A 23,691-nucleotide genomic window follows, 5' to 3' on the forward strand; every position below is an offset into this window, starting at 1 on the left:
AGGGAACTCGACTTCAATAATCCTTGACCCCTACGCCGCCGCCTGCCCGGCAAACTCCCGGAACCAGCCCAGCCCGGCCTCCGTCGAAACCCTCGGCTTGTACTCCGCCCCGATCCAGCCGGCATAGCCGATACTGTCGATGTGGCTGTACAGAAAAGGAAAATTGATCTCGCCAGTCCCCGGCTCATGACGGCCGGGATTGTCCGCAAGCTGGATATGCGCGATGCGGCCGAGGTTGGCCTCGATGGTGCGGGCGAGATCGCCCTCCATGATCTGCATATGATAGATGTCGTATTGCAGGAACAGGTTCTTTGAGCCGACGCGGTCGATGAGCGCCAGGGCCTGGTCCGAATAGTTCAGGAAGAAGCCGGGAATGTCGCGCGTGTTGATCGGTTCGATCAATAGCCTGATGCCGGCCTGCTCCAGCTTCTCCGCGGCGAAAGCCAGGTTCTCGGTGAAGACATCTTCCAGCACTGAACGCTCGACGCCTCGCGGCGCGATGCCGGCGAGGCAGTTGACCTGTTCGCAACCCAGCGCATGCGCATAGGTGATCGCCTTGGCGACTCCTTGCCGGAACTCCGGAATACGATCCGGCAACACGGCGATGCCGCGCTCGCCCTTGCCCCAGTCGCCGGCCGGCAGGTTGAACAGCACCTGCGTCAGGCCGTTTTTCTTCAGCCTCGCCGCAACGACATCGGGCGCATGGTCATAAGGCCCGATATATTCGACACCCCTAAAACCGGCGCGGGCGGCGGCATCGACGCGATCGAGGAAATCATGCTCGGGAAAGAGCATCGAAAGGTTGGCCGAAAACCGTGGCATGGCAGCAGGTCCTTATGATCTAATCGAGCATCACGATCGCCGTCGGCGCGTCTTCATCGCTCTCGGCAAGCTCCTCGAATTCAGTAATCTTGTCGATCTCGGTGCCCATCGAAATGTTGGTGACGCGCTCGAGGATGAATTCAAGCACGACGGGAACCTGGTGCTCCTCCATCAGGCGCTGCGCCTGTTTGAAGGCGCCGGCAAACTCCTCTGGCCTGCGCACCCGGACCGCCTTGCAGCCCATGGCCTCGGCGACGGCGACATGGTCGACGCCATAGCCAGCCTCGGGATCGTCTTTCCGGTTGACGTTCTCGAAGGCGAGGCTGACCTCGAAATCCATCGAAAAGCCGCGCTGCGCCTGGCGGATGAGGCCGAGATAGGCATTGTTCACGACGACGTGGATATAGGGCAATTTGTGCTGCGCGCCGGCCGCCAGCTCCTCGATCATGAACTGGAAATCATAGTCGCCGGACAGCGCCACGATGTTGCGGTGCGGGTCGGCGGCTCGAACGCCAAGTGCTGCCGGCAGCGTCCAGCCGAGCGGGCCGGCCTGGCCGCAATTGATCCAGTTGCGCGGCTTGTAGACATGCAGGAATTGCGCGCCGGCGATCTGCGAAAGGCCGATCGTGGTGACATAGGTGGTGTCGCGGCCGAACGCCTTGTTCATCTCCTCATAGACGCGCTGCGGCTTCAGCGGCACCTGGTCGAAATGCGTCTTGCGCTTCATCGTCTTCTTGCGGCCCTGGCATTCCTTGGCCCAGCCCGACCAGTCGCGCAGTTTCCGCGCCGTCTTCCATTCGGTGGCGACGTCGAGCAGCATTTTCAGCGCCGCACCGGCATCCGAGACGACGCCGAGATCCGGCGCGAAGACGCGGCCTATTTGAGTAGGCTCGATGTCGACATGGATGAATTTCTTGCCCCTGGTGTAGACGTCGACGGAGCCGGTGTGGCGGTTGGCCCAGCGGTTGCCGATGCCAAACACGAAATCGGCCTCGAGCATGGTTGCGTTGCCGTAGCGATGCGATGTCTGCAGCCCGCACATGCCGGCCATTAGCCGGTGGTCGTCGGGGATCGCGCCCCAGCCCATCAGCGTCGGGATCACCGGCACCCCGGTGACTTCGGCGAACTCGATCAGCAGATCCGAGGCATCCGCATTAATGATGCCGCCGCCGGCAACGATGACAGGCTTTTCCGCCGCGTTGAGCATTTTCAGCGCTTTCTCGGCCTGGCCGCGCGACATTGCCGGCTTGAACGGCACCAGCGGCTCATAGGCGTCGATGTCGAACTCGATCTCGGCCAGTTGCACGTCGACCGGCAGATCGATGAGAACCGGCCCCGGCCGCGACGAGCGCATCAGGTGGAACGCGTTCTGCAGCGCCATCGGCACGAGATAGGGTTCCATGACGGTGACCGCCCATTTGGCGACCGGCGCGGCGATGGCGGCGATGTCGACGGCCTGGAAATCCTCCTTGTTGAGACGCGCCCGCGGCGCCTGGCCGGTGATGCAGAGGATCGGGATGGAATCGGCCGCGGCCGAATAGAGGCCGGTGATCATGTCGGTGCCGGCCGGACCCGAAGTGCCGACGCACAGGCCGATATTGCCTGATCTGGCGCGGGTATAACCTTCGGCCATGTGGGAGGCCGCCTCGACATGGCGCGCCAGGATATGGCGGATGGTACCCCTCGCCTTCAGCGCCGAATAGAACGGGTTGATCGCCGCACCCGGCACGCCAAAGGCGCAGGAGATGCCTTCCTTTTCGAGAACGAGAACCGCTGCGTCGACTGCGCGCATCCTGGCCATGTCAGCCTCCGGAATTGTTGATGGCCGAGAATGGCAGCGCGCCTATTATTTTTCAATTTTTCAAAATATTTTTTCATTTCTAGGAAACAGCGACTACATTTTGATTTAATTGTGTTTTCCGTTTTCCATAGAACTGGCGTGGCAAATTTGTGAAAAACTTTTTCATTGCGCATTTGGCGAAATCGGCAAGAATGCCACTATGAAAACCGCCGAAAAACGCCAGCGCGGACGGCCGCGCGCCTTCCACGGTCCGGCCGAGGCGGCTTCGGTGCAGTCGCTCGACCGGGCGCTGCGCATCCTGGCCATCGTCGCCGACGGCAGCGGGCTGTCGCTGAGCGAGATCGCCACCACGTCCGGCTTGCCGGCTTCCACCGCCTACCGCATGCTGTCGACGCTGGAAAACCATGGCATGGTCGAGTTCGATAGCACCGACCAGCTGTGGTCGATCGGCGTCGAGACCTATCGCATGGGCGCGGCGTTCCTGCGCCGGCGCAAGCTGGTCGACCGCGCCCGCATCGTCATGCAGGAACTGATGGAGAAGACCGGCGAGACCGCCAATCTCGGCGTCGCCGAGGACGATTGCGTCGTCTTCGTCAGCCAGGTCGAGACCCATCAGGCGATCCGCGCCTTCTTCCGGCCGGGCACGCGCAGTTCCTTCCATGCGTCGGGCATCGGCAAGGCGGTGCTGGCGCATCTCGAGCCGCAGCGCGTCGGCGCCGTCTTGCGCCGGACCGGGCTGGAGCGCTTCACCGAGAAGACGCTTTCCGACGTCTCGGCGCTGGCCCGTGATCTGGTGACGATCAAGCTGCGCGGCTGGTCGGTCGACGACGAGGAGCGGCACCCCGGCATGCGCTGCGTCGCCGCCGCCATCTTCAACGAGTTCGGCGAGCCGATTGGCGGCGTTTCGGTTTCGGGACCGACGGTGCGGGTCACGCCGGAGCGGCTGGCCGAGATCGGCCCGCTGGTGCACGATGCGGCAGCGGCGGTGACGAAGATGATCGGCGGCAGGACCCCCTGATCCAGACCTAATTCAGGGCAGCATGCCCATTCCGGCGTTGGTAATTGGCGAAAGCCGAAGCGACGTCGAATCTCCCCCTTGCGGCCCCTTGCGGGGGATATGCCAAATTTTGGCAAAAGAGAGGGCAGGACAGAGGGGGTGCGAAGGATCGCCAACCCTCGATTAAACCATTCCCAACCGAAAACAGCCTGACGGCGTGGCTGTAATTCGCTGACAGGCCGGCGGGACAGCACCCCCTCTGCCCTGCCGGGCATCTCCCCCGCAAGGGGGGAGATCGGCAGTTTCGCCGACGGCGCCTCCGGAATGTCTGAGGTGGGGTAACCCCCAGAAACGGCTCCTCTCAAAGCCGGCAGCGGTGACGATAGCCGTCATGGCCGACATAGGTGTCGGAGTACGGATCGTAGCTCTGATAGCGGTTAAGGCAGAGCCGGACGTGCCATGAGCCGCCATTTTCCTCGATGTAGACGGTGCGCGGCTGGGCGAGCGCGGTGCCGAGCAGGAAGCCACCGACGCCGGCGGCGATGCCGATGCCAAGGTGCTTGTTGTGATGGTGCTTGTGATGGGCGGCCGAAGGCTGAACGGTGCCGGCCAGCATGGCGGCGGCGACAGTGGTGGCGATGAGGCCGGAACCGATGGTGCGCTTGAACATGACGATCTCCTTGCTGCGTTGTGAAAGGCGATCCATCCGCCTCTTGACCATCTGTGGTGGCAGCAAGGAAAAAGGTTCGACGGTTTTTTGGATTTTTTGAAAGTGCAAAGCTGCGTCTGAACTGAGCTTGCAGTCAGGCGCGCAAATGCGACCGCGAGGAACGCCGGTCGACAGTTCAGCGGCGGGAGGCCTCAGCCCATGCCGGTGATATGACGCAGCCAGAAGGCGAGCGCGATGAAGCTGATGATGGTGGCGATACCGGTCCAGTCGATGTTGGCGCTCTTCACTTGCCTGATGAGCTTCACCAGGAGAAACCAGGCCACGACGACGATCAGGGCAATGACGACAAGTCTGATCATGCGACACCCTCGCCCATGCGATTGCACCTTCGAACGATATAGGAAGCCAATTGGCCGTTTTCAGGATACCCGCGCCGGCAGCTCCGGCGCGCTCAAAACAGAGTTTTGTCTTTACTGGCGCAACAAATATGCTAACCGGAGCGCCGTGCCCTTGTAGCTCAGCTGGTAGAGCAGCGGTTTTGTAAACCGAAGGTCGGCGGTTCGATTCCGTCCGGGGGCACCATTTATGCAGCATAAGACCATGAAATCCAAGGAAATCAAGGCGTTGAGCGTCCTCAGAGGTTCACCGAAAGGTCCCCTTGGAGGTTCACCCATGGACATCACGCTACCCTACGTTCACCAGCCCGCAGGCAAGACCCACTACCGCTATCGGCGCAAGGTGCCGGACTTCCTGAGGCAGGCGCTTGGCAAAACTACAATAATTCTGCCACTGGGCAGGACGCCAGCCGAGGTGCTGCGGCATTACGACAAGGCGCACAAGCAGGCCGAGGCGATGCTGAAGGCAGCGACCAAGGGGCAGGTCAAGCCCACCGAGCCCAAGACAGAGCTTGAGCGTTACCGCTGGGCCACCCGACAAGTCGCTGAATGGGGGCCGATGGATGACGCTCAGGTCGACGCCATGGCTGCTCATCTGGAGGAAACCGGACAGGCCGACCTCTACCGCGCCTTGGTGGTGCCTGACAGGAAGCCCGAGCCGACGCTTACGGATGCCGTGCGGCTGTACCTCAAAGAGAAAGTCGAGGGAACGCCCGACGAGACCAAGAAGCGGCAACGTGTCGAGCGCGTCAGGGGTCACGTCGAGAAGGCGCTGGGCCGAGACCCCGACATCCGGTCTTTGACGCGGACAGACGCCCGAGAGGTCAGAGATCACATGCAGGCCGATGGCGACATGAGCGCCGCGACGGTCCACCGCTACCTCAACGACCTCAGAGCCGTTATCACCCATGCCATCAAGGAGATGGACATTCGGGACGCGGTGAACCCGTTCAACAAGCTGGAGGTGAAGCAGGACGGGCCGGCGACACAAGCCAAGGACGCCCGCAAGCCGTTCACCGAAGGCCAACTGAAGGCAGCCCGAGCGCGGATCGTGGGACATGCTTCGGTCGACCTTCAGCGGGTGTGGCGGATGCTGGCGGGGACCGGGTGTCGACTGGCCGAGGTCACCGGGCTCATGGTGGAAGACGTCCACCTTGACGGGACGCTGCCATACCTCGACCTTCGCTTCCACCCGCACAGACGCTTGAAGAACGCCGGCAGTGTGCGCAGGGTGCCACTCGTCGGGGACGCGCTCAAGGCCGCTCAGGAAGCTCGCTCCGCTGCGCAGGAGGCCAGGGAGGCTCGCCTCGATGGCTCGCGCAAAGCCGATGGGGGTAATTTCTATCCCCTGTTCGAGACCTACGCCAAGGAAGGCGGGGCGAACGTGGCATCGGCTGCGCTCATGAAGCACGTCAGGAAGGTGATCACCGATCCCAAGGTCACGGTCCATTCGCTGCGGCATCGGATCAAGGATAAGCTGATAGCGGCTGACGTGCCGGCGAATGTCCATGACATGATCCTGGGCCATTCGAGCGGGAACGTGAGTGAAGCCTACGGGGGACCTGAGGCGCGGCTGGAGGTGGCGACGCGAGCCCTTCAGCGGGCTTTATGAGGGGCGATGCTACTTACTAGATCAGCGACACGCCCGTCAGGCTGCTGGTTTGACCTCGCCGTTGATTGAGACCTGGAAACTCGGGAAGTAGACGGACACCGGAGTGTCTACTTCTTTGTCCGCAGCCAACGCGCTTCGCACTTGATTACCTATCTCCGAGCGGTACGTCTCGATCTTTGGCACGAGGGAGTAGATGTCCGTATTGTCAATCGGAATGGTCCGCATTTGATGAATATCGAACGGTATGCGGTCACTTGAACGTATGATTTGAACAATCGGAAGCCGCGCCGCATGGCGCAGTGCCAATTCATAGAAGACGTTGGGATTGTGAAACGAAAGGTCAGCCACCACGAGGCGAGACCGAAGTAGGTATTCGATGATCTGCCGCGTGATCATACCTGGCTTCTCAATCGCGTCGGCGCGCACCACCTTCAGTCCGAATGGCTGCAGAGCAGGCTCCACGAACGTGCTGAGAAACAAGTCGGAGTGTCGGCGCTGCTCAGAACCCGCTTCGCCGATGGGGGTACAGTAGAAGCATGTTGTGTCAAACTCAGCATGTTCCTGCGTTACAAGGCTCCGCTGTTCGATAGGTGCTGCATACGGCAATTCGGACATGGTGGACGCTGGAAGCTCATCCAACATGTGATCGACGGGCACGATACGATCTGCCCCGGACAGGGTCTGCAGCAGCCCAACAAATCGCAGGTTGACCACAAAGGTGTCGACCCCTTCTTCGGCAGCGTCTGCCGCCACGCCGGTCTCTTTAAGAGCATCGATCAGCACCGCGCGGGTCGGAAGCCTCGCATTCACAAAACGCTCGTAGAGTGTGCGAAATGGCTCAATGTCCTGAATGGCCAACTTGCCCCACGCCCGTCGCTGCTCCCGCACTGGCACCTGTTCGTCGACAGCCTTCAATCCATCGGCAGTCAGTTCCAGATGCTCGGAGGCATAGCTACCCTTGGTGAGACCGTAGCGGTTCGAGTTCGTAATAAGCATCCGGCTCGGCCCACTATCGGGAGCCTTTCCGAGATCGTTGAACAAGGTAAGCCGCCGAACGGGTTGGCCACTTCCCACCCGATACAGTTCTCGTGCGAATGTGAGGGCCTCTTCAAAAGAGGATGCAGGAAATGGGCGCGGTGTACGCACCCTCTTGGGCTCCGACTTTCCCGCCTCTTCTGCCCCAGCCTTGCTAGGTGTACGTGTTCGTTTGGTCGCCGTCTTCTTGGTGACTTCGGTAGTTGGAGTAGAAACACTCCCGTCCCCGACTTCGTCGATGGTCATGTAGGATTTCCCCCAAGTTGCATAGTAGCGTAGGTGGTCGATGCTGTTGCGTCAAACTATCTCTCAGGCAATCTGCCCCCGGGCTGATACTTCGCTTAATCTGGGCCAAGAGGAGGGGGCGGAATTTTTTGTAGAAAAATGTGAGCGGGTGATCGGATAACAGGCACGCGCGACCCCCCCCGTGCCCTTCATTTCCACCACGGAGCAGGCCCGAGCAAGTGTGGTCAGATCGTATTAGGCCGCAAGGCACCCGGGCCGAGCCCTCGACCATGCCCGGGGGCGCTCAGTTCGCCGCAGGGAGCCTTACAGCAAGGTTACCCCCTCAGTTACCCCAGCAGTTCTCCACTGGTGTAGCCGAGGGGGCACAGGGACCTAGGAGACCACCTACCTACTCCGGGAGTGGTCCCCATTCAGGGTTCCAGTCGACGCCCTCCAGCTTGATGTACACCACGTCCAGGCCCATCTTGGTCGCTATCGAGCTTGCCTCATCGAGCATTCTGGTGGGCTCGCCGAACGGGTACCAAGAGTAATCTTCACCCTCTCGGACCGGACCCGTCCGCTCGACCATGGCGGTGACCTCGCCGTCATCGTCGTCGAGATAGAACGTGACGCGGATCGCCTGTTCGCTGGAGTTCGACTGCCAGAGTTTGTAGCGCATGTTTATCCCACCCTATCACTGGGGTTTCTCACTCTTTGAGTTCCCTCAGGACCCTGTGTGCCCACCAATGGAACCAGACGGCTATCGCGGCCCCAATCCCGAACGGAATGTAGACGGCAAGATCAGACTTGCCCACGACGCTGAGGCTAACCATCGGGACAATGGCCCCGGTCGCAAGGGATGCGACGGCCAGATTGTTGAGGAACACTGCGAAGAGCTTGACCTGCTCATTGTGCACAAGGTTGCTCACCGGTTTCTTCTCGGGCTTATCCATCGGAAACCACCTTACGCTGCGCCCTAACCATGAGGAAGGAGCATCTTGGCCTCCTTAGCGGCAGCCTCGAATGCCTTCCGTATCTCCTTGGGGTCCACCTCCTCGCCACCTAAGGCTTGAAGGCATAGGGCCGACGCTTGGTGCCACTTGGGTCCCTTCTTGGGCCACTTGAGGAGCTGCTCGGCGGCACCCCTGGCATTGTTGCAGGCGTAGCTGACACCGACCAGCTCGGTCTTCACGAACACCGGAGGGGAGAACCAGTAGGTTGCCATAGGGAGAACCTAGAGCGGCAAGAGGCCGTCGATAAGGGAACGATCTAGGCCCGCGCGGGTTTACAATCGCGGCGATCGCTCCTCCGTGGAATACAGCCGCCGTGGGGTCCGTCGCCCCTCCCTCTCAACGGCGGCGGGCTCCTCCCTTAGCAGAGCCAATGAACGGAGCCTTACTCGGCCCGTCTGGCGCGATCAATCGCCTCAAGCAATGAAGCTAGCGTTGGCGGCAGCTCTGGTTCGACCTCCAGCCCAAGCAGCTTGTGTACGTGATGACGATTGTCTTCAGCACTGATGAACTGCCGAATGGCCTCGGCAAGTGGGGGCTTTTGCCCGGCGTTATCACGCTTTGACATGTCTGCATGTCCCAACCCCGCCCAGGCCGCAACTCCCGGAATACGCAATGGTTCCATTAGGGGTCACGAATGTTTGGCAGCTAGTGCAGCCAGGGGTCTCGTCAGCCAATTCTATCCCTCGCCGCTCAATTGTCACGAGGGCGTTACCCCACGCGGTCTTGCGCTTGCCCTGTCTCGGTGCTTGGATGGGGGTCTGGTGACGACGCGCCAGCCACGGTCTTGCAGAGGTGACCGGCGCGCCGCCTTTATGGGGTTAGATCAGGTTTGGACCCAGATCAGGGGCTGGCTTTGGACGCCGGTCCCCGTTTCCCATTGCTCGACCTTATCGCCTGGAATGTAGCTGACAAGCGGAACAACAGTGACTATTTCGTGACCATACCAGAACGGCTGATGGTCGGAAATTGGCTCGCCAAGACCACCAGGCCGACCATCAATCTTAATCAGATTGTTGGGTCCGCTCCGCCAATGCAAAAGCCTGCAAATTTCCTGGACTTGCCGATGTCTTGATCAGCGTTGGAAATACGATGGTCTGGGAAGGCTGCTGGCTGATAGGCTTATCCGGCGCAAGCCTGCTGGGCTGTCTGATTGACGGACCATTATCCCCCTCAGTACAAGAGAGAACGCTCGATCACGTCAGATCGCTTGTCGGATGGCTGGGACATTATCCCCCTCAGGACAAGAGAGAACGCTCGACGTGCTGATGAGTGTCCCTTGTCTACCCGGTTCACCTGAGCATCATACCTAAGGTTCACCTATAAGGGTCACATAGAGGTTCACTATAAGGTTCACCTATAGGGAGGGGTTAGGGGAGGAACCTGAGGTGCTACCTGATGTGGAACAGGGACAGAGTAGTCCCTTGATCAATCCATCTCTAAGGTGCCCCTGAAGTGACACCTGATCAACTTCCTCGGAGGGCACCCTCGGTGACGTGAAGCTGCACAGGCTCCGTAGTCACCCTCTCTGACCATCTTCTAATGAACATCTATCAAAGCTGGCCCCCTGTGTGGTGGGTTGACGATGTCGAGACTTGCAAAGGTCTCCTCCGGTAGCTGAGCCAAGGGTTTCTCCTTCCCCTGTGGTTCCGCATGGGGCCAGTTTTGATAGCTGCTCATTCGCAAGAAGACGTTCTCGGCTGACAGCCTGCGAGCGCACTCCCAGATCACTCCTGACCTGATCCAGTCCTCACCTGCTGTTCTCCCAGACTTCGAGGTTGGTCAGGTCGGGAGTGACCTCCCGCAAGCCATCGGCTGAGGACAGCCTCCCTTCCCCACCAAAAGGACCATGTTATCTGAACGACCGAAACGAAAGTACACGATGCCGAGGCGCACGTTTGCCTCGAAGGAAGACGCTGCAGCGGCCCGCAAGGCTTACCTGAAGGCGTACAACAAGTCCTATCAGCGGCCCGATGAGGATGCCTATAGGGCTCAGAGCAGAGCCGCCTACTTCGACAACCCGGAGCCGGCCCGAGAGCGCGAGAACAGCCGGTATCGCACCGACCCTGACTTCAGGGCGAGGAAGCTCGAAGCGGCTCGCCAATGGCGTGAGGCCAACCCTGAGCGGGTGCTGGCGTATCGCGAAGAGGCCCGGATCAACCGCCTCAAAGGCAGGGTCGTAAAGGCCAAAGCTGCCTCGAAGGATACCTGAACGATGGCCTGAGGGGGTCGGAATGTTACTCGATAAAATGTGAGCGGGGGATCAGATAACAAGCACGCGCGCCGACCCCCCGGTGCCCCCTCGGTTCCAGCCATGATGCCGGCAAAGTGCCTGTCACAGATCACCCTGGGCGAAACGCGACACGATGCGCGCGCGGTGCAACGCTTGGTGCCTGTCGGTGCAACGCTTGGTGCCTGCATGGTGCCTGTCATGTGACCATGAGGCGGTCTGAATTGATCCTGCCATTGTAGACCGGATCATGCATGATGGTTTCATGTGGTCTGCATCCGTTGTTCTGGGCTTCATGCAGACCGGCATCATGCAGACCAGTTCATGCAGACCGATAGGACGCCTCTCGACCATGGCGCTGTCGATTGTTCAAGATTGAACAGACTGGTCTGGCGCTCGATCTCGCTTGTTACGTTATTACGTGACGTCAAGGCTGGGAATGTTGATGCGCCTCCGTTGCTATCGGTGTCAGTGTCGTTCAAGCGCCCGCAGTGACGCAAGCGGTGCCGCCTTCAGTGCCCGTTCAGGGCCCATGCAGTGACGCATGAGGTGACCGAGAGGTGACCTATCGGCTTCACCATGGATTTTCTTTTGCCGTAAATTCAATGCCTTAGCTTGGAAATGACGCCATCTGTGCATTTTTTCAATTCAGTCCTCTTGCGTACCAGTCCGATATCGTACACATTACAGCCATCGACGCGGTGACGAGCCGCTGGGAACCGGATGGAACCGGGTCGGGGCAAGGCCAACGTCCTTGTCGATACGCAACGGGACACACGGCATCCGTTAGGCAGACGGCGCGGGAGCGCAACAAGCCGCATCAACAATGGAAGCCTTGGCGAATGGTCTGCGAGGCTCTGTCAGACAGTCGACCGATTAAGCGACTGCCTTGCCGAACCCCACAAAATCACCACCACGCAGGAACGACCACCATGTTCTCAGGAACTCTCATCCGCTCTGGTAACAACGCGAAGACCGTCAAGGGCGATGACGTCTACGAAACCGCCATCATGTACCTTGCGCCTCATACGCTGGCCGCGAAGATACTGGTCGACAGCAAGGCTAATCTTCTGGGCAATGTCTGCCCGCTCGCCGACTTGGCAGCCTGCAGCGAACCGTGCCTGAACACCGCCGGTCGTGGCCGCTTCACCAACGTCCAGATTGCCCGGGCTCAGAAGACCCATCGCTACTGGTCAGACCGCGCCGCATTCATGGCCGATCTGGTCGACGATCTCGAACGCTTTGTCCGCTACTGCAGCAAGGCCGGTCGCAAGCCAGCCTGCCGCCTTAACGGCACCTCTGACATTCAATGGGAAGTGGCGCATCCATGCCACCGCGACGGGAACCGCTTCGGGTCCATCTTCGAGGCTTTCCCTGAGGTGCAATTCTACGACTACACGAAGGTTTACAAGCGGGCTTACCGCTCGCTGCCGGCTAACTACACGCTGACCTTGTCCTACTCGGCAGCCAACCCGGTTTATGCCGACGCCATCGTCAAGGCGCATGTCGAGACCGGCGCGAACGTCGCCGTGGTCTTCCGCACCAAGGAAATGCGCGACAGCCTCATCGGCCTCCGCAGCTACTTCAACGGCACTCCAAGCCGCGTCATCGACGGCGACGAAACCGACATGCGCTTCCTTGACCCTAAGGGCGTGGTCGTCGGGCTCTTCGCCAAGGGCAGCGCCAAAGACGACACCTCGGGCTTCGTGGTCGGTTAAGTCCGACCACCCATCAACAGCACATTGAAGGAACCGACACATGGCATTTCCGCAGCACATGAACCGCACCGAACAGCGCATCGTCGGTGCCATCATCCGCAAGGCCCTCAAGGTTGGCTATCTCGTCTCGGTCTATGACGGCGAGGAGTGGGCGCTGGTCAAGTCCACCAACTACGAAGCTATCACTGCTGAGGTCGCTGCCACGGACGCAACCACACTCCGCTTCCGGCTCTCCGGTGGAGATAGCGTCGGCACGGTCTTCCTCGTTCACGGCAACGACGAGGATGTAGTCTGTGACCATTCGGACAATGAGGCGATGACGTTCCTCGTCGGGGGGATCGCTTAATGGCCATGACAATCGAAGAACTCGAAGACGCCCTTATCGGTCGCGCCTTCAAGGTCGGTGACAAGGTCAAGCTGAATGCCAGCGCCCTGTCCCGCACCTATGTGGCTGAACCCGGCACAAGGGCAGTCATCACCGGGGAAGCCTTCTTCCTACCGTCCGGTCGACTGGTCCAGCCTCTGGTCTGGCAGTTCACCGGCAAGAGCCAACCCTACCACCAGAAGGACGGTGCCTACAGCGTCGTCGACTTCGAGCTGGTCTCACGAGGAGCGGTGATCAATGCCTGAAACCATCTTCACCGCTTCCATGTTCTACCGCAACGGGACCCTGGCTCCATCGCCAATGGGGCGGAGCGCCCAGGAGTACGCCATGTGCCTGTTGAACCATACCCGTAACACCGCCCGTAGCGTGCTGGTCGAAGGGGAGGAGTACATTGCTGCGCTCGACCTGCTCCACCCCAACGAAATGAAGGCGCTGGTGGACAACGTCTACCGCTTCGCTAAGCGGAACTGCAGAGCATGCCGCACAAATGTTTATGGAGAGGACCTATTGGTCATCCCAGTACGCCGAGTACACATACTGGCCACCTACATCTACCACAAGGCACATGGAGAAGACTTTCGGGCCTGCTTTGATGAACTACCAGTAGCCATCCCCGAACTCTCTTGGGGAAGATGGGTGATCTACCTATGACGGAACGAGATTTCTCCTCATGATCACCGTAACACCGCCCTCCATCAACCGAAGGAACCCCGAACCAATGATCCAGACCAACGCGAACGCTCCGACCATCCGGGCCGAGCTGCAAGAACTCATCGACCGCCTTCGAGCCTGCCAGAAGGTGCCAGACCCCATTGCTGTCGTTCTGATCGATCATGCCGAGAGCGAGGTCGAGGGCCTCAGCGACGACAACGCGGTGATCGACGACACCGACCCCGTCTTCACCACCATGGATGCTCTCATGACGGCCATCGAAGAGCGCACCGAAGCCGACCTCGACGACGACGAGGGGATCGCCTGATCTATGCCCAAGACGTAGGACGATCTCACCACAATGAAGGGAGGATTTATCGATGCAGCTACCGTCAAAGCCCCGGCTCACCGACCGGGACCGCTACACGGCAATAGTTAGGGCCATCATGGTCGTTGACGAGTTCAATAAGATCGCACCGGACATGCCCGTCCGTCAGATACGCCTGTTCCTCCAAATCGCTCGCGAACCCGACCAGCCCTTGGCCAAATACGCCCGTCTAATCGACCTCCCCGCCGGTGGCACCGCAGCCCGCCACTTCGCTGCCCTGAGGCCCGCCGAGGAGACCGAGGGGTACGGCACCCGGAAGATGCGCCACTCCGGCCTTGGGTTGATCGAGACCTACCCCGACCCTAACGACAAGCGCAACCAGTTAGCCCGCCTGACTAGAAAGGGCGAGGAGGTCCTCAACTCAATCGTCCACTTCATTGAGGAGGATCACTCGATAGGACAGCAGTACCGCGTGCGCGAGTAGCCCCACCACCACCCAAGAAGGAAATTAACCACCATGAGCTTCATCCGCGCCTATCTCCGCGCGTCAACCAAGGAGCAGGACGCCACCCGCGCCCGTCAAGACCTCGTCCGCTTTGCCGAGGAACGCGGGCTCAGGATCGCATCTTACCACATTGAAAATGAGAGCGGAGCCACGCTGCACCGCCCGGAGCTGCAGAAGCTGATCGCCGATGCCTACGAGGGCGACGTGATCCTACTCGAACAGGTCGACCGCCTGAGCCGCCTCAACTCCGACGACTGGAACAAGCTCAGGGCCGACCTCAAGGCCAAGCGTCTCCGCATCGTCGCGCTCGACTTGCCGACCTCGTGGACAATGGCCGGGGGCGATGCAGACGCCTTCACCAGCCGCATGTTCGAGGCCATCAACGACATGCTTCTGGACATGCTCGCCGCCATCGCTCGTAAGGACTACGAAGATCGCCGCAGAAGGTCCGCTCAGGGCATCGAGAGGGCCAAGCTGGCGGGGCTCTACAAGGGCCGTTCTGAGGACGCCGAGTTGCTCTTCCGGGTCGAGGAAGCTCTGCGGGCGGGCCTCTCGTGGGGCAAGACCATAAAGACTGTCGGTTGCAGCCGAGCTACGGTAGCCAAGGTCGCCCAGCGGGTCCGTACCGCCGACCCTACCGCCAACTGAACGTCAAGCAATGCCTTCCGGTGGCAACAGCAGCCGGAACTTCTGCAGGAGCCTGAGGTCGCCGCAGCGCACCTCGGCAAGCCGCTCAAGCACACTGGCCTCAGCCTTATCGAGGCCCTCCCCGATCCGAACCGCCAACGCCGATCCCGCCTGTTCCTCACACCTAAGGGACAGCGGGTCCTCAACACCATCGCCCATCTACTCGAAGGATAGAATGAACCAACACGTCGCATTTAACCCCGCGTGGACCTCCCTCGTCCCGCAGCGCCAGATCGAACTTGAAGCCGACATGGCCGGGCTGGGCGCAGAACGCTTCCGCCACAAGCTCGAACGGGACAACGGCAATGGCCGTGGCGCTGCCAACGGAGGTGGACGTTTCCTCGTCCGCAAGGCCATAGGCCCTCTCGCCGAGGGCGTCACGAAGACCGTTGACGAGGGCCTCGCAGGACGCCCAGGTCGACCAGCCGTTGCCGTCAAACTGCTCCGTGACATGGACCCTGACGCGGTCGCCTACATCGCCGCTCGAACCATCCTCAACATCCTGATTGGCGAAGCCAGGACGCCCTTATACCGCCTTGCGCTGCGGGTTGCCGATGCCGTGGAACAGGAAGCTCGGTTCGAGGCATTCGCCAAGGCCGACAGCGAGGAGTACCGCAAGGTCAAACGCTGGCTGACGACCAAGGGCTCGACGGCAGAGCATCAGAAGCTGGTCCTGACGTTCGTCATGAACAAGAACTCGATCCCGTGGGATGGCTGGGCCAAGTCCGACTGCACGCACCTCGGCATCAAGCTCGTCGAGCTGTTTCGGGAGTACACCGGCCTCATCGAGATCGGCCAGGTCAGCGAGCAATACCAAGTCTGGCTGACCGACAAGACTGCTGAGTGGCTCGACAGTTCCGCAGAGCGTGGTGCGGCCATGTCCGTCGCCTTCATGCCGACCATCGTCCCACCGAAGGACTGGTCGAGCCTGACCGAGGGCGGCTACCACACCGATGCCCTGCAGACCTCGCTGGTCAAGGCGGGTCACGGAGGCTGGAGGTCCTCGACAGAGCATCTGATGAAGGCCGACCTCACCAAGGTCTACGCCGGCATCAACGCCATCCAGCGGACACCGTGGCAGATCAACAGGGCCGTGCTGGCCGTGGTCGAGGCGCTCGTGGAGGTCAAGTCGGAAGTGGCCGGGCTGGTGATCGACGACAACCTCGTCCCACCGCCGAAGCCTGCTGGCATTGATGACGATCCAGAAGCTCTCAAGACGTGGAAGCGTGAAGCATTTGAAGTCCACACGCGCAACGCCACGAAGCACCGCAGCAAGCGCGGCATCCAGCGGACCCTGATCAACCTCGCAAGTCGCTTCAGGGACGAGCCGGCGATCTACTTCCCGCACAGCCTCGACTTCCGTGGTCGAGCTTACGCCATCCCGGCGTACCTCCAGCCGCAGGGCTCCAAGCTCTCCAAGGGCCTCCTGCGGTTCGCTGAAGGCAAGCCGCTGGGTCCTGATGGGGCTCGCTGGCTGGCCATCCACGGGGCCAACTGCTTCGGCGTCGACAAGGTGGCGTTCGAGGAGCGGGTCCGCTGGGTCGGGGAGAACCGGGAACGCATCGTGGCCACCGCCAATGATCCGCTGGGGTACTTCTGGTGGACCGAGGCCGACAGCCCATGGTGCTTCCTCGCGTTCTGCTTCGAGTGGGCGTCAATGCTCGCCAATCCGAAAGCGTTCCGGTCACACCTGCCGGTGGCTCTGGACGGCTCCTGCAACGGGCTGCAGCACTTCTCGGCCATGCTCCTCGATCCCATCGGCGGGGCTGCCGTGAACCTGTTGCCGTCACTGAAGCCCAGCGACGTCTACCGCGACGTGGCTGAGTTGACGATGAAGAAGCTCAAGGTCCTGGCCTCGCCCGGTGGAGCCGGGGAACCCGAGCAACGCTGGGCTCACGAGTGGCTGCACTTTGGGATCGACCGGAAGGTCACCAAGGGGCCGGTCATGGCCCTACCCTACGGCATTACGAAGCAGTCTGCGGCTGAACACGTCCGCGAGGCTGTCTCGGATCGCCTGAAGGCTACCGGCCAGAAGCTGAACCTCTCCAGCGATGACTGGTCGCCAGCGACGTGGTTCCTGACCAAGGTCATCTGGTCAGCGATGTCCGAGACCGTGGTTGCCGCCATGGTCGCCATGAACTGGCTTCAGGATGTCGCGCGGGTCGCCTCGAACCAAGGCGTCTCGGTGCAGTGGGAAACGCCCTCGGGCTTCATCGCCAAGCAGGACTACCGCAAGCAGAAGCAGGGCCGCGTCGAGACCAAGCTACTCGGCAAGGTTCTCAAGTTCACGGACTGGACCGACACCGACCAGCCGGACACGCGGAGGCACGGTAGCAGCATCAGCGCGAACTACGTCCATTCGATGGATGCGGCCGCAATGATCCTGACGGCGCAGCGACTGGCGAACCGAGGGGTTACCTCCTTCGCCATGATCCACGACAGCTACGGCACCCACGCCTGCGACACCTCGGTGCTCGCGAAGGTGCTGCGGGAGGTCTTCATCGAGATGTACCAGCCGGATCAACTGCGCCGGCTCCGTGGTGACTTCGTCAACCGCATGACTGGTCTGAAGAAGCAGCTCGAACCGTCACCTGAGCGCGGTGATCTGGACCTGTCGCGGGTCATCGACGCGGACTTCTTCTTCGCCTGATCACTCCACAGCATCAAAGCAATCGAGCGGGGGCCCACGGGTCCCCGTTCCTGCACACACCTTGGGATCTTCCAAGGGCGTCGGTGAATAACCGCATTTATCCACCCCATTAACAAGGAGAACGAAGGACACCACACATTGAATTTCGATAGACCGCTGTTCGATCACGAACGGCAAACAGAAGACCATCAGCAGGACACCGATGGGCTCATCCTCGGTGCCACCAGCAAAGCAGCCAGCAAGTCCACCACCAAGGAGAAGGTCGTCGACCAGACCGACTGGCGTCGATACCTGAGGCTGGACGCCAATGGTGACTTCCTGCCGCTTCCCAAGGGTTACCGTCTGGTCCCCGAGGAGACGCTGAGCAAGAGCCAGAAGGCAGCCCGCACTCACTCGATCAAGAAGGCCATAGCGAAGCGAGGGAAGCGCCAGCCGGTGAAGGTCCCGGTCTACCAGAAGGGCGAACGCCGGGCCGTCTATGCCGATCTCGTGAAGCGCACGGACGACAGCAGGATCAGCTACGGCGACCCCTACGCCCTCTTGCCACCGTATGAGACCCGGGCATGGGAGATCGAGCTTCGGAAGGCACTGGACTGGTTTGTCGACGCATTCGCTGGTGAGCCAGAGCGCCCTGACGAGAAGCTGTGGAGGGAACGGGCCGAGCGCCATAAGTCCTTCGCAGACGCCCACTTCGGCAACGACCCTGCAGACGGCTGGGACTGGACCTTCGAGGTTCCCGAGCGTGGCGACCTTGGCTTCCACGAAAGGAGCAACTGGAACTCTCCGCACATGCCCCCGAGGTACGCAAAGGCGTTCCTGGAGGCGAAGTTAGCAGCACAAGCCAAGGAGGCTCCCTTTGAACTATGACGAGATCAGGCGGCGCGACTGGGTCTGGACCTACATCGAGAAAGAGCAGGCCCTCACCTTGGTCGAGTGGCTCAAGGGCGACGATTGGTCGTCCACCTACGAGCTGGACAAGCGGCTACCGAGCGTCGGGATCACATGGTCGAGCAGCTTCTCAACGGCTGCCGCGAGGGCCTACGAAATCCACGGCTTCACAGAGCTGGAAAGCACGAACGTTGCAAGGCGCACTGCCGAGGCGTTCATGAGGCCCAGTAAGGCCAGCAGTACGCCCATCACGGCACCGGCAGACGCGCCAGCACCACAGGACGCCTACGGGTTCACGCCACGGCGCTAACACCTCGTCCAACCACAACATCACCAACCAGCGCAGAACCTCGACCAATGGTGGTCGGGGAGCGCACATCCAATGAAGGAACGAACGAAATGAGCGACTATCAAGACGGCCCGAACTACGCCTATCAGGACGACCAGACCGCACTCGGTCAGGCCATGATGAAGGCCCGGATGGCAGAGCAAGCCGCCAACCAAGCCAAGGCCGAAGCCCTCGCTGTTGAGGCGATAGAGCGCGCCAAGCAGGAAGAGATCGAACGGGCAACAGAATTGTCCGTCCAGAACAACCAGCAACTGTGGGCTCAGAGGAACGGCTTCAGCAACAACCGTAAGGTCTTATCGAAGGACGTGGGCATAGTCGCGCCACGGGAAGTCATCGAAAGCACCCCCGTGCGCTTCAACGGCTGGGAGATCAGCGGCCAGCAAGCCCGCGACATGGTCGAGTTTGGCCAATGGTCGAAGGCTGACTATGACAAGGCTCTATCCGAAGCCCTCGCCCAGCGCGGTTATCCCGGGTCTTTTCAGAAAGCTCGCTAAGCCTTGACAATCCGGCCCCTCATAACGCCGAGGGGTCGGACGCTGGCGAGCAGAACGACGAAGGCGACGAGAAGGACGACAGCAAGAAGATCGGCGATGGTCTGGATGATCTCGACCTCGACAAGCTCGGTGAACTGGACGTGGACACCCTGCAGGCCAAGACCAACGAGACCCTCGACAACTTCCGCGAAACGCATTCGGAAGCCCAGCAGCAGTTCCTAGTGGACAGATTTGTCGAAAGCGGCTCCATCGTAACAGGCGAAGCCTTCGGGGTGACCGAAGCTCAGGCCCGGGTGGTCGAGGCGGGCTTCGTCAAGACGATGGAGAGGGACGTCTTCTCGCACTACGGGCTCACACATTCGGACTGGATGGATCACGTCGATCCAGCTGACCTCCCGACCTTCCGTAGGGCCGCGATCAAGGGTGACTTCTCGATCTTCCATCAGCACGCCGCTCAGGTCGCCAAGGCCCGCAAGGACGGCTCAGCTTTCGAAGATTGATCGACTGAACCGCAAACCCCGGAGAGGGCTTAGGTCACCGTAACGGTAACCCTTTGCCCCAAGCTCACAGGCCCTCTCCGGGGCTCCTCAGAAACAGCCCTAGAACGCGCGTTAGTGTCGGCGCGGGTAATCGGTCGTCCGATCCCCTCCATCGCGCTGAAACCGCCATACCACACCGGAAAGAAGAGCAATCTAACAACATGCATACCACCACACCGCTCACGGTCGAGCTTACCGGCTCCTCCACGGCGCGCCATGGCCAATACGAAGTCAACACTGCCAAGGGCAAAACCTACAAGGACCCGGTCTGCCCGCTGGCGAGGCTCCTGATCGCTGAGGGCTTCGACCCTGACACCCTCGTCCATGTCGTTCGTGACTGGGACGGCAAGGGACCCAAGGCTGTCTTCAAGCGCGACCTCAGGCTGTCCTACTGGGCCGACCACGACTACGTCGACACGAACGATAAGTCGGCGCACCGCAGGAAGTACGTCCCATTCGTTGCTGGTATGGGGGTTTCACGCGCTTCGGCAGGGTCCGAGGCACCAGCACACCCGGCAGACCTCGAACACGCTTAAATCGCCCACACCGCATCAGCGAACTCACCAAAAAAGGAACCGACAACAGTGAACATTCTCGATCAACTCAAGCTCTTCGACTGGCTCCAAAAGCACGACCTCCTCGAAAGGGGAATGGACCTTCTGGATCAGCAAGCCGCATTCAGCATCTACACCGAGCTTGCAGACCCGGAAGACGGCGACCCGCAGGCGGCGGCTGCCTACATCAAGCGGCTGCAGCAACGGCCCAAGGCCATCGGGGCCCTTTGACCGATTGCTCGGGCAAGCCTCGCGAGGACGGTCTTTCCTGAGGGGGTAGGAAGTTCTTGCCACGCTTCTCGACGAAACACGCATTCAACAACAGGAGAACGACTGAAATGGAAATCAACTACAGCACCCTTGAGGCCGACGTGGCAGCATGGCTCAAGGGTCATCTTGAACACATCGGCGAAGTCTACGGGGAAGGCGAGGCTTACGCGGCGGCGGTTGAATTGGCGGACGATCCATGGACTGCCCTGCAGTGGTACACCGAAGACATGCGCCGACTGCTGCGCCCCAAGCAGGGGGGATTGAACCTATGCCCATGATGACAGCCGAGGAACGCAAGGCTGCACGATTGGAAACCCAGCGCCGCTACCGTGAGAAGAACCGGGAGAGAATACGGGAGGCGGGTCGGGAGTGGGCGCGCTCCTATCGCGAGGCCAACCCAGGAAGAGGATTGGAAGCCGCGAGGGAGCGCAGCCGCCACTACCGGGCTGCCGTTGCGTATCCCTTTGATGAACTTCCTCGCCGACACCATCTGCCACGACTTCGAGACGTTGGCGACCGACGCAGACCGGAAAGCCTACGCCTTAGACATCCTTGACAGGGTGCAGTTCGAGGAGGGGGTTGTATCCGACATTGTCGCCATGAACAGCCGCGTTGACGACTGGCTGGCCAGCTATTCGGGCATCTGAGCCTTGACCTGAGGTCCTCTCTCGGGTCATGTTAGAGGTCCACCGCAACCGGATCGCTGGAGACGCTCAATTCGCCCCAACTCTTTGGCACGTAAGGCTTTTAGCCTGATCGTCTGATGGTTCGATACTGCTCCATTGACCCCGTCCGGGGGCACCAGCACACTTCTCATGAGAATCTTCCGGGTTTGGTCGATATGTGCTCATCCCCGATTTCCACAGGCCGGGGCCATAGCACGTCAGCTTCAACGCATATATTCGCTAGGGACCACAGGTATTCCCCTTGTGGAAAACCATAGGAGTCGCCGTTGGAGCAGAAGCGCACGATCGCCCCCTTTATTGGTGGCATCTATGGCAGCCTTGCTGCCCTCGCGTTGGCGTTCGGTTTCCGCTTCCTGATGGTTCCCGATCCTGATCCGACCTCGCAAGCAACGATAGCCCTTTCGGGAGTGGCCTTTTCGATCTGTTTCAGCCTGAGCTTCCTTCGCGAGCATCGACGCCAAATCGCTGCCGCCAGAGAATTTCTAAGCCGCCCAAGATCGTATCAGGACTAATCCCCCGCGTTTCGCAAAGCAAAGCTCCCATGCCTCCGGTCCGGGGCATCAGAACCAATGGATGCATCAGGGATGCGGACCGGCCGGCATCTCCCGGCCATTTAATGCCATTCGATTAAAATGCCCCTGTGTATATTAGCAATCGCTCAATTTAGCGCGCTGACAATGTCCGGGCGGTGGGCTGAACAACGGGTGGTGTCATGCGAAGCGACTTCGCTGCAGCGCGCGAGCTCTTGGAGTGCGCCCAAAACCGGCTCTGCGGCATGGACGAAACGAGCCAACGCGTCAGCGAGGCACTCGACTTCCTGATTGAGGAAATAGCCATCGCGGAATTCCGCAAGGCGCCCTTGACCGTCGTGCCGTTTCCACGTGCGCGGCCACCCAGGCATGCTCGGTAGTGCACCAGCGGAATTGACCTGCGCGATTGCGGCTTAGCGGCGTCCGGGCCACCAGAAATCCCATCGGGAGATCCCGCCCCTCATACCGCGATCGCCGCCACCAAAATCCGGTTCTGCCTTCGTATCGCCGTCCGCAGCTCCGCGATCCTCGCCCCGTCGCGCTTCACGAACTCGATGAACATCATGTTCATGTTGTTGAACACCAGTTCGCCGAGCGCCTGCCCGTCGATATCCCGGCGCACCAGGCCGATCGTCTGCAGCCGGGCGATCAGCGCGCGGATCTGTTCGGTCAGCGCCCGGTCGAGCGCCGTGTAAGCCTGGCCGAACGGGCTGTCGGGCAGTTGCGTCGAGATCGCCATCGCCTGCCGCCACATCTCCTTGCTGAGATAATGCAGCGAATGCTCGATATAGATGCCGAGCAGCGTGTCGAGCGCGTCGCCGACATTGGCCGGCGGGTTGGCGACCACGCCGCGCCCGGCATTGAGCACCTCGTTGACCTCCATCGAGACGATGGCGCCGAGGATGTCGCCCTTGTTCTGGTAATAGTTGTAGATCGTGCCGACCGAGACCTCGGCCTGAGCCGCGATCGTCTCGATCTTGGCGCCTTCATAGCCGGTGTCGCGAAAAAGCGCCGCCGCCGCCTCGATGATGCGGCGATGCCGATCCGCCTTTTGCCTTGCCCGCAATCCGCTCATGTCGGCTATCTGCCATAAAAACAGAATTGACTCAATTTTAGAATTGGTTCAATTTTTTGCCAGAAGCCAGAAAGGCAAGGGAGAACGCTCGATGACCATCAATCCAAACACCCCGAAACCAACGACCAAGATGCCGCTTTCCGTTCTGAAGAGGTATCTTCACGCCGCGTGTGCCGCGACAGCATTGTTGCTGGCGACGGGCAGCCCCGCTCGGGCCGCTGACCTCAACGCCTTGATCTGGTGCGATCACGCCGATCCGGCGCCATTCACCCGGCGGCATCGCGCTCTACGAGAGGAAGACCGGCATCCTGCTTTCTGGCGACATCGTCTATGACGGCCCGCTGATCGACGATGTCTATCATTCCGCTGTCGACGACTATGTCGAGACGCTGCTGCGGATGCGCGAGCTCGATGTTGCGGTCGTGCATGGCGGCCACTTCCCGTGCTTCGGCAAGGTGCGCTACCGCCAGCTTATCGACGAGTATCTCGCACAAAAGCGGCAGGCCGGCTGCCATCTGCTGCAGGCGCGCTAAGCACGGTCTTTAATCGGTGGAAGTACCCGGCCAATTCACAACGCCCTTTGCG

32 protein-coding genes, 1 tRNA gene and 1 pseudogene are annotated in these 23,691 nt (G+C 60.6%); 22 read left to right on the forward strand and 12 right to left on the reverse strand.

The window, feature by feature from the left end:
* Positions 1-30 precede the first annotated feature (30 nt).
* Positions 31-822 (reverse strand): 2-oxo-tetronate isomerase, encoded by a 792-nt coding sequence (gene otnI, locus NMG80_RS09935; RefSeq protein WP_254017923.1) that lies wholly within the window; start codon positions 820-822, stop codon positions 31-33.
* 19 nt (positions 823-841) lie between these two features.
* A complete protein-coding gene (gene gcl, locus NMG80_RS09940) occupies positions 842-2,623 on the reverse strand; it encodes a glyoxylate carboligase (protein WP_254017924.1) in 1,782 nt (593 codons plus the stop codon).
* A gap of 199 nt (positions 2,624-2,822) precedes the next feature.
* Between gcl and bhcR the strand changes: the two genes are divergently transcribed.
* Positions 2,823-3,641 (forward strand): HTH-type transcriptional regulator BhcR, encoded by an 819-nt coding sequence (gene bhcR, locus NMG80_RS09945; protein WP_254017925.1) that lies wholly within the window; start codon positions 2,823-2,825, stop codon positions 3,639-3,641.
* Between the two features lie 340 nt (positions 3,642-3,981).
* Here the strand turns inward: bhcR and NMG80_RS09950 are convergent, their stop codons facing one another.
* Both NMG80_RS09950 and NMG80_RS09955 read right to left on the reverse strand, forming a co-directional pair.
* Positions 3,982-4,290 (reverse strand): BA14K family protein, encoded by a 309-nt coding sequence (locus NMG80_RS09950; protein WP_254017926.1) that lies wholly within the window; start codon positions 4,288-4,290, stop codon positions 3,982-3,984.
* A 191-nt stretch (positions 4,291-4,481) separates the two neighbouring features.
* Positions 4,482-4,649 carry a hypothetical protein gene (locus NMG80_RS09955; protein ID WP_254017927.1) on the reverse strand — a complete coding sequence of 56 codons (168 nt, stop codon included), beginning with the start codon at positions 4,647-4,649 and terminating at the stop codon, positions 4,482-4,484.
* Positions 4,650-4,796: 147 nt separating this feature from the next.
* Between NMG80_RS09955 and NMG80_RS09960 the strand changes: the two genes are divergently transcribed.
* Positions 4,797-4,872, forward strand: a tRNA-Thr gene (locus NMG80_RS09960).
* A gap of 90 nt (positions 4,873-4,962) precedes the next feature.
* Positions 4,963-6,297 carry a tyrosine-type recombinase/integrase gene (locus tag NMG80_RS09965; protein ID WP_254017928.1) on the forward strand — a complete coding sequence of 445 codons (1,335 nt, stop codon included), beginning with the start codon at positions 4,963-4,965 and terminating at the stop codon, positions 6,295-6,297.
* Positions 6,298-6,333: 36 nt separating this feature from the next.
* Here the strand turns inward: NMG80_RS09965 and NMG80_RS09970 are convergent, their stop codons facing one another.
* From NMG80_RS09970 to NMG80_RS09990, 5 genes are all read right to left on the reverse strand, one after another.
* Positions 6,334-7,578: a hypothetical protein gene (locus tag NMG80_RS09970; protein ID WP_254017929.1), complete on the reverse strand. Its 1,245-nt coding sequence runs from the start codon at positions 7,576-7,578 to the stop codon at positions 6,334-6,336.
* A gap of 388 nt (positions 7,579-7,966) precedes the next feature.
* Complete coding sequence (locus tag NMG80_RS09975) at positions 7,967-8,236, reverse strand: hypothetical protein (RefSeq protein WP_254017930.1); 270 nt, start codon at positions 8,234-8,236, stop codon at positions 7,967-7,969.
* A 28-nt stretch (positions 8,237-8,264) separates the two neighbouring features.
* Positions 8,265-8,510: a hypothetical protein gene (locus NMG80_RS09980; RefSeq protein ID WP_254017931.1), complete on the reverse strand. Its 246-nt coding sequence runs from the start codon at positions 8,508-8,510 to the stop codon at positions 8,265-8,267.
* A 23-nt stretch (positions 8,511-8,533) separates the two neighbouring features.
* On the reverse strand, positions 8,534-8,782 hold the full coding sequence (locus tag NMG80_RS09985; RefSeq protein WP_254017932.1) for a DUF982 domain-containing protein: 249 nt from the start codon (positions 8,780-8,782) through the stop codon (positions 8,534-8,536).
* A gap of 170 nt (positions 8,783-8,952) precedes the next feature.
* Complete coding sequence (locus NMG80_RS09990; protein WP_254017933.1) at positions 8,953-9,135, reverse strand: hypothetical protein; 183 nt, start codon at positions 9,133-9,135, stop codon at positions 8,953-8,955.
* Positions 9,136-10,449: 1,314 nt separating this feature from the next.
* Between NMG80_RS09990 and NMG80_RS09995 the strand changes: the two genes are divergently transcribed.
* The 8 genes from NMG80_RS09995 (at position 10,450) to NMG80_RS10030 (ending at position 15,032) form a co-directional block, all read left to right on the forward strand.
* A complete protein-coding gene (locus NMG80_RS09995) occupies positions 10,450-10,779 on the forward strand; it encodes a hypothetical protein (protein WP_254017934.1) in 330 nt (109 codons plus the stop codon).
* A gap of 950 nt (positions 10,780-11,729) precedes the next feature.
* The gene (locus NMG80_RS10000; RefSeq protein WP_254017935.1) at positions 11,730-12,515 is read left to right on the forward strand and encodes a GP88 family protein; all 786 of its coding nucleotides are present in this window, start codon (positions 11,730-11,732) and stop codon (positions 12,513-12,515) included.
* A gap of 40 nt (positions 12,516-12,555) precedes the next feature.
* Entirely contained in the window at positions 12,556-12,861 is a 306-nt protein-coding gene (locus NMG80_RS10005; protein ID WP_254017936.1) for a hypothetical protein, read from the forward strand.
* On the forward strand, positions 12,861-13,145 hold the full coding sequence (locus NMG80_RS10010) for a hypothetical protein (protein ID WP_254017937.1): 285 nt from the start codon (positions 12,861-12,863) through the stop codon (positions 13,143-13,145). Before NMG80_RS10005 ends, NMG80_RS10010 begins: the two co-directional genes overlap by 1 nt.
* On the forward strand, positions 13,138-13,551 hold the full coding sequence (locus tag NMG80_RS10015; protein WP_254017938.1) for a hypothetical protein: 414 nt from the start codon (positions 13,138-13,140) through the stop codon (positions 13,549-13,551). Before NMG80_RS10010 ends, NMG80_RS10015 begins: the two co-directional genes overlap by 8 nt.
* 67 nt (positions 13,552-13,618) lie before the next feature.
* Positions 13,619-13,879, forward strand: coding sequence for a hypothetical protein (locus NMG80_RS10020; protein WP_254017939.1), 261 nt, complete (start codon positions 13,619-13,621; stop codon positions 13,877-13,879).
* A 52-nt stretch (positions 13,880-13,931) separates the two neighbouring features.
* Entirely contained in the window at positions 13,932-14,363 is a 432-nt protein-coding gene (locus NMG80_RS10025) for a helix-turn-helix domain-containing protein (protein WP_254017940.1), read from the forward strand.
* Between the two features lie 33 nt (positions 14,364-14,396).
* Positions 14,397-15,032 carry a recombinase family protein gene (locus tag NMG80_RS10030; RefSeq protein ID WP_254017941.1) on the forward strand — a complete coding sequence of 212 codons (636 nt, stop codon included), beginning with the start codon at positions 14,397-14,399 and terminating at the stop codon, positions 15,030-15,032.
* A 3-nt stretch (positions 15,033-15,035) separates the two neighbouring features.
* Here NMG80_RS10030 and NMG80_RS37035 read toward each other — a convergent pair whose 3' ends face one another.
* Positions 15,036-15,230, reverse strand: coding sequence for a hypothetical protein (locus NMG80_RS37035; RefSeq protein WP_436798579.1), 195 nt, complete (start codon positions 15,228-15,230; stop codon positions 15,036-15,038).
* A 16-nt stretch (positions 15,231-15,246) separates the two neighbouring features.
* Here NMG80_RS37035 and NMG80_RS10035 point away from each other — a divergent pair, with 16 nt between their 5' ends.
* The 4 genes from NMG80_RS10035 to NMG80_RS10050 all read left to right on the forward strand — a co-directional run bounded on the left by NMG80_RS10035 (position 15,247) and on the right by NMG80_RS10050 (position 19,452).
* Complete coding sequence (locus tag NMG80_RS10035; RefSeq protein WP_254017942.1) at positions 15,247-17,721, forward strand: DNA-directed RNA polymerase; 2,475 nt, start codon at positions 15,247-15,249, stop codon at positions 17,719-17,721.
* Positions 17,722-17,859: 138 nt separating this feature from the next.
* Complete coding sequence (locus tag NMG80_RS10040; RefSeq protein ID WP_254017943.1) at positions 17,860-18,588, forward strand: hypothetical protein; 729 nt, start codon at positions 17,860-17,862, stop codon at positions 18,586-18,588.
* A complete protein-coding gene (locus NMG80_RS10045) occupies positions 18,578-18,919 on the forward strand; it encodes a hypothetical protein (RefSeq protein WP_254017944.1) in 342 nt (113 codons plus the stop codon). Before NMG80_RS10040 ends, NMG80_RS10045 begins: the two co-directional genes overlap by 11 nt.
* Before the next feature lie 89 nt (positions 18,920-19,008).
* Complete coding sequence (locus NMG80_RS10050; protein WP_254017945.1) at positions 19,009-19,452, forward strand: hypothetical protein; 444 nt, start codon at positions 19,009-19,011, stop codon at positions 19,450-19,452.
* Here NMG80_RS10050 and NMG80_RS10055 read toward each other — a convergent pair.
* On the reverse strand, positions 19,449-19,649 hold the full coding sequence (locus NMG80_RS10055) for a hypothetical protein (RefSeq protein ID WP_254017946.1): 201 nt from the start codon (positions 19,647-19,649) through the stop codon (positions 19,449-19,451). The genes NMG80_RS10050 and NMG80_RS10055 overlap by 4 nt on opposite strands.
* A gap of 24 nt (positions 19,650-19,673) precedes the next feature.
* Here NMG80_RS10055 and NMG80_RS10060 point away from each other — a divergent pair, with 24 nt between their 5' ends.
* From NMG80_RS10060 to NMG80_RS10085, 6 genes are all read left to right on the forward strand, one after another.
* A complete protein-coding gene (locus NMG80_RS10060; RefSeq protein ID WP_254017947.1) occupies positions 19,674-19,952 on the forward strand; it encodes a hypothetical protein in 279 nt (92 codons plus the stop codon).
* Positions 19,953-20,152: 200 nt separating this feature from the next.
* The gene (locus tag NMG80_RS10065) at positions 20,153-20,527 is read left to right on the forward strand and encodes a hypothetical protein (protein ID WP_254017948.1); all 375 of its coding nucleotides are present in this window, start codon (positions 20,153-20,155) and stop codon (positions 20,525-20,527) included.
* A gap of 48 nt (positions 20,528-20,575) precedes the next feature.
* Complete coding sequence (locus tag NMG80_RS10070) at positions 20,576-20,776, forward strand: hypothetical protein (protein WP_254017949.1); 201 nt, start codon at positions 20,576-20,578, stop codon at positions 20,774-20,776.
* Positions 20,777-20,883: 107 nt separating this feature from the next.
* Positions 20,884-21,093: a hypothetical protein gene (locus tag NMG80_RS10075; protein ID WP_254017950.1), complete on the forward strand. Its 210-nt coding sequence runs from the start codon at positions 20,884-20,886 to the stop codon at positions 21,091-21,093.
* A 189-nt stretch (positions 21,094-21,282) separates the two neighbouring features.
* Entirely contained in the window at positions 21,283-21,462 is a 180-nt protein-coding gene (locus tag NMG80_RS10080; protein ID WP_254017951.1) for a hypothetical protein, read from the forward strand.
* Between the two features lie 305 nt (positions 21,463-21,767).
* Positions 21,768-22,013, forward strand: a complete 246-nt coding sequence (locus NMG80_RS10085) for a hypothetical protein (RefSeq protein WP_254017952.1) — start codon at positions 21,768-21,770, stop codon at positions 22,011-22,013.
* Positions 22,014-22,491: 478 nt separating this feature from the next.
* Here the strand turns inward: NMG80_RS10085 and NMG80_RS10095 are convergent, their stop codons facing one another.
* Positions 22,492-23,106: a TetR/AcrR family transcriptional regulator gene (locus NMG80_RS10095; protein WP_254017954.1), complete on the reverse strand. Its 615-nt coding sequence runs from the start codon at positions 23,104-23,106 to the stop codon at positions 22,492-22,494.
* A gap of 263 nt (positions 23,107-23,369) precedes the next feature.
* On the opposite strand from NMG80_RS10095, the pseudogene NMG80_RS10100 reads away from it, so the two are divergent.
* Positions 23,370-23,639 (forward strand): annotated as a pseudogene (locus tag NMG80_RS10100) (MBL fold metallo-hydrolase); the annotation flags it as partial.
* Positions 23,640-23,691 lie beyond the last annotated feature (52 nt).

Origin of the sequence: Mesorhizobium escarrei, from assembly GCF_935825525.1 — a bacterium.
Classification (GTDB): domain Bacteria; phylum Pseudomonadota; class Alphaproteobacteria; order Rhizobiales; family Rhizobiaceae; genus Mesorhizobium; species Mesorhizobium escarrei.

What these genes read in the sequence shown, in the direction of transcription:
- NMG80_RS09975 (WP_254017930.1), bottom strand. Translation starts at nt 8,236, where the DNA reads ATGCGCTACAAACTCTGGCAGTCGAACTCCAGCGAACAGGCGATCCGC.
- NMG80_RS10015 (WP_254017938.1), top strand. Translation starts at nt 13,138, where the DNA reads ATGCCTGAAACCATCTTCACCGCTTCCATGTTCTACCGCAACGGGACC.
- NMG80_RS10055 (WP_254017946.1), bottom strand. Translation starts at nt 19,649, where the DNA reads ATGCGTTTCGCGGAAGTTGTCGAGGGTCTCGTTGGTCTTGGCCTGCAG.
- NMG80_RS10005 (WP_254017936.1), top strand. Translation starts at nt 12,556, where the DNA reads ATGGCATTTCCGCAGCACATGAACCGCACCGAACAGCGCATCGTCGGT.
- NMG80_RS10080 (WP_254017951.1), top strand. Translation starts at nt 21,283, where the DNA reads ATGAACTTCCTCGCCGACACCATCTGCCACGACTTCGAGACGTTGGCG.
- NMG80_RS10095 (WP_254017954.1), bottom strand. Translation starts at nt 23,106, where the DNA reads ATGAGCGGATTGCGGGCAAGGCAAAAGGCGGATCGGCATCGCCGCATC.
- NMG80_RS09980 (WP_254017931.1), bottom strand. Translation starts at nt 8,510, where the DNA reads ATGGATAAGCCCGAGAAGAAACCGGTGAGCAACCTTGTGCACAATGAG.
- NMG80_RS10075 (WP_254017950.1), top strand. Translation starts at nt 20,884, where the DNA reads ATGGAAATCAACTACAGCACCCTTGAGGCCGACGTGGCAGCATGGCTC.
- NMG80_RS10035 (WP_254017942.1), top strand. Translation starts at nt 15,247, where the DNA reads ATGAACCAACACGTCGCATTTAACCCCGCGTGGACCTCCCTCGTCCCG.
- NMG80_RS09965 (WP_254017928.1), top strand. Translation starts at nt 4,963, where the DNA reads ATGGACATCACGCTACCCTACGTTCACCAGCCCGCAGGCAAGACCCAC.
- NMG80_RS37035 (WP_436798579.1), bottom strand. Translation starts at nt 15,230, where the DNA reads ATGGGCGATGGTGTTGAGGACCCGCTGTCCCTTAGGTGTGAGGAACAG.
- NMG80_RS09955 (WP_254017927.1), bottom strand. Translation starts at nt 4,649, where the DNA reads ATGATCAGACTTGTCGTCATTGCCCTGATCGTCGTCGTGGCCTGGTTT.
- NMG80_RS10010 (WP_254017937.1), top strand. Translation starts at nt 12,861, where the DNA reads ATGGCCATGACAATCGAAGAACTCGAAGACGCCCTTATCGGTCGCGCC.
- NMG80_RS10065 (WP_254017948.1), top strand. Translation starts at nt 20,153, where the DNA reads ATGCATACCACCACACCGCTCACGGTCGAGCTTACCGGCTCCTCCACG.
- NMG80_RS10020 (WP_254017939.1), top strand. Translation starts at nt 13,619, where the DNA reads ATGATCCAGACCAACGCGAACGCTCCGACCATCCGGGCCGAGCTGCAA.
- NMG80_RS09995 (WP_254017934.1), top strand. Translation starts at nt 10,450, where the DNA reads ATGCCGAGGCGCACGTTTGCCTCGAAGGAAGACGCTGCAGCGGCCCGC.
- NMG80_RS09985 (WP_254017932.1), bottom strand. Translation starts at nt 8,782, where the DNA reads ATGGCAACCTACTGGTTCTCCCCTCCGGTGTTCGTGAAGACCGAGCTG.
- NMG80_RS10030 (WP_254017941.1), top strand. Translation starts at nt 14,397, where the DNA reads ATGAGCTTCATCCGCGCCTATCTCCGCGCGTCAACCAAGGAGCAGGAC.
- NMG80_RS10025 (WP_254017940.1), top strand. Translation starts at nt 13,932, where the DNA reads ATGCAGCTACCGTCAAAGCCCCGGCTCACCGACCGGGACCGCTACACG.
- NMG80_RS10050 (WP_254017945.1), top strand. Translation starts at nt 19,009, where the DNA reads ATGAGCGACTATCAAGACGGCCCGAACTACGCCTATCAGGACGACCAG.
- NMG80_RS09990 (WP_254017933.1), bottom strand. Translation starts at nt 9,135, where the DNA reads ATGTCAAAGCGTGATAACGCCGGGCAAAAGCCCCCACTTGCCGAGGCC.
- NMG80_RS10000 (WP_254017935.1), top strand. Translation starts at nt 11,730, where the DNA reads ATGTTCTCAGGAACTCTCATCCGCTCTGGTAACAACGCGAAGACCGTC.
- bhcR (WP_254017925.1), top strand. Translation starts at nt 2,823, where the DNA reads ATGAAAACCGCCGAAAAACGCCAGCGCGGACGGCCGCGCGCCTTCCAC.
- NMG80_RS09970 (WP_254017929.1), bottom strand. Translation starts at nt 7,578, where the DNA reads ATGACCATCGACGAAGTCGGGGACGGGAGTGTTTCTACTCCAACTACC.
- NMG80_RS09950 (WP_254017926.1), bottom strand. Translation starts at nt 4,290, where the DNA reads ATGTTCAAGCGCACCATCGGTTCCGGCCTCATCGCCACCACTGTCGCC.
- gcl (WP_254017924.1), bottom strand. Translation starts at nt 2,623, where the DNA reads ATGGCCAGGATGCGCGCAGTCGACGCAGCGGTTCTCGTTCTCGAAAAG.
- otnI (WP_254017923.1), bottom strand. Translation starts at nt 822, where the DNA reads ATGCCACGGTTTTCGGCCAACCTTTCGATGCTCTTTCCCGAGCATGAT.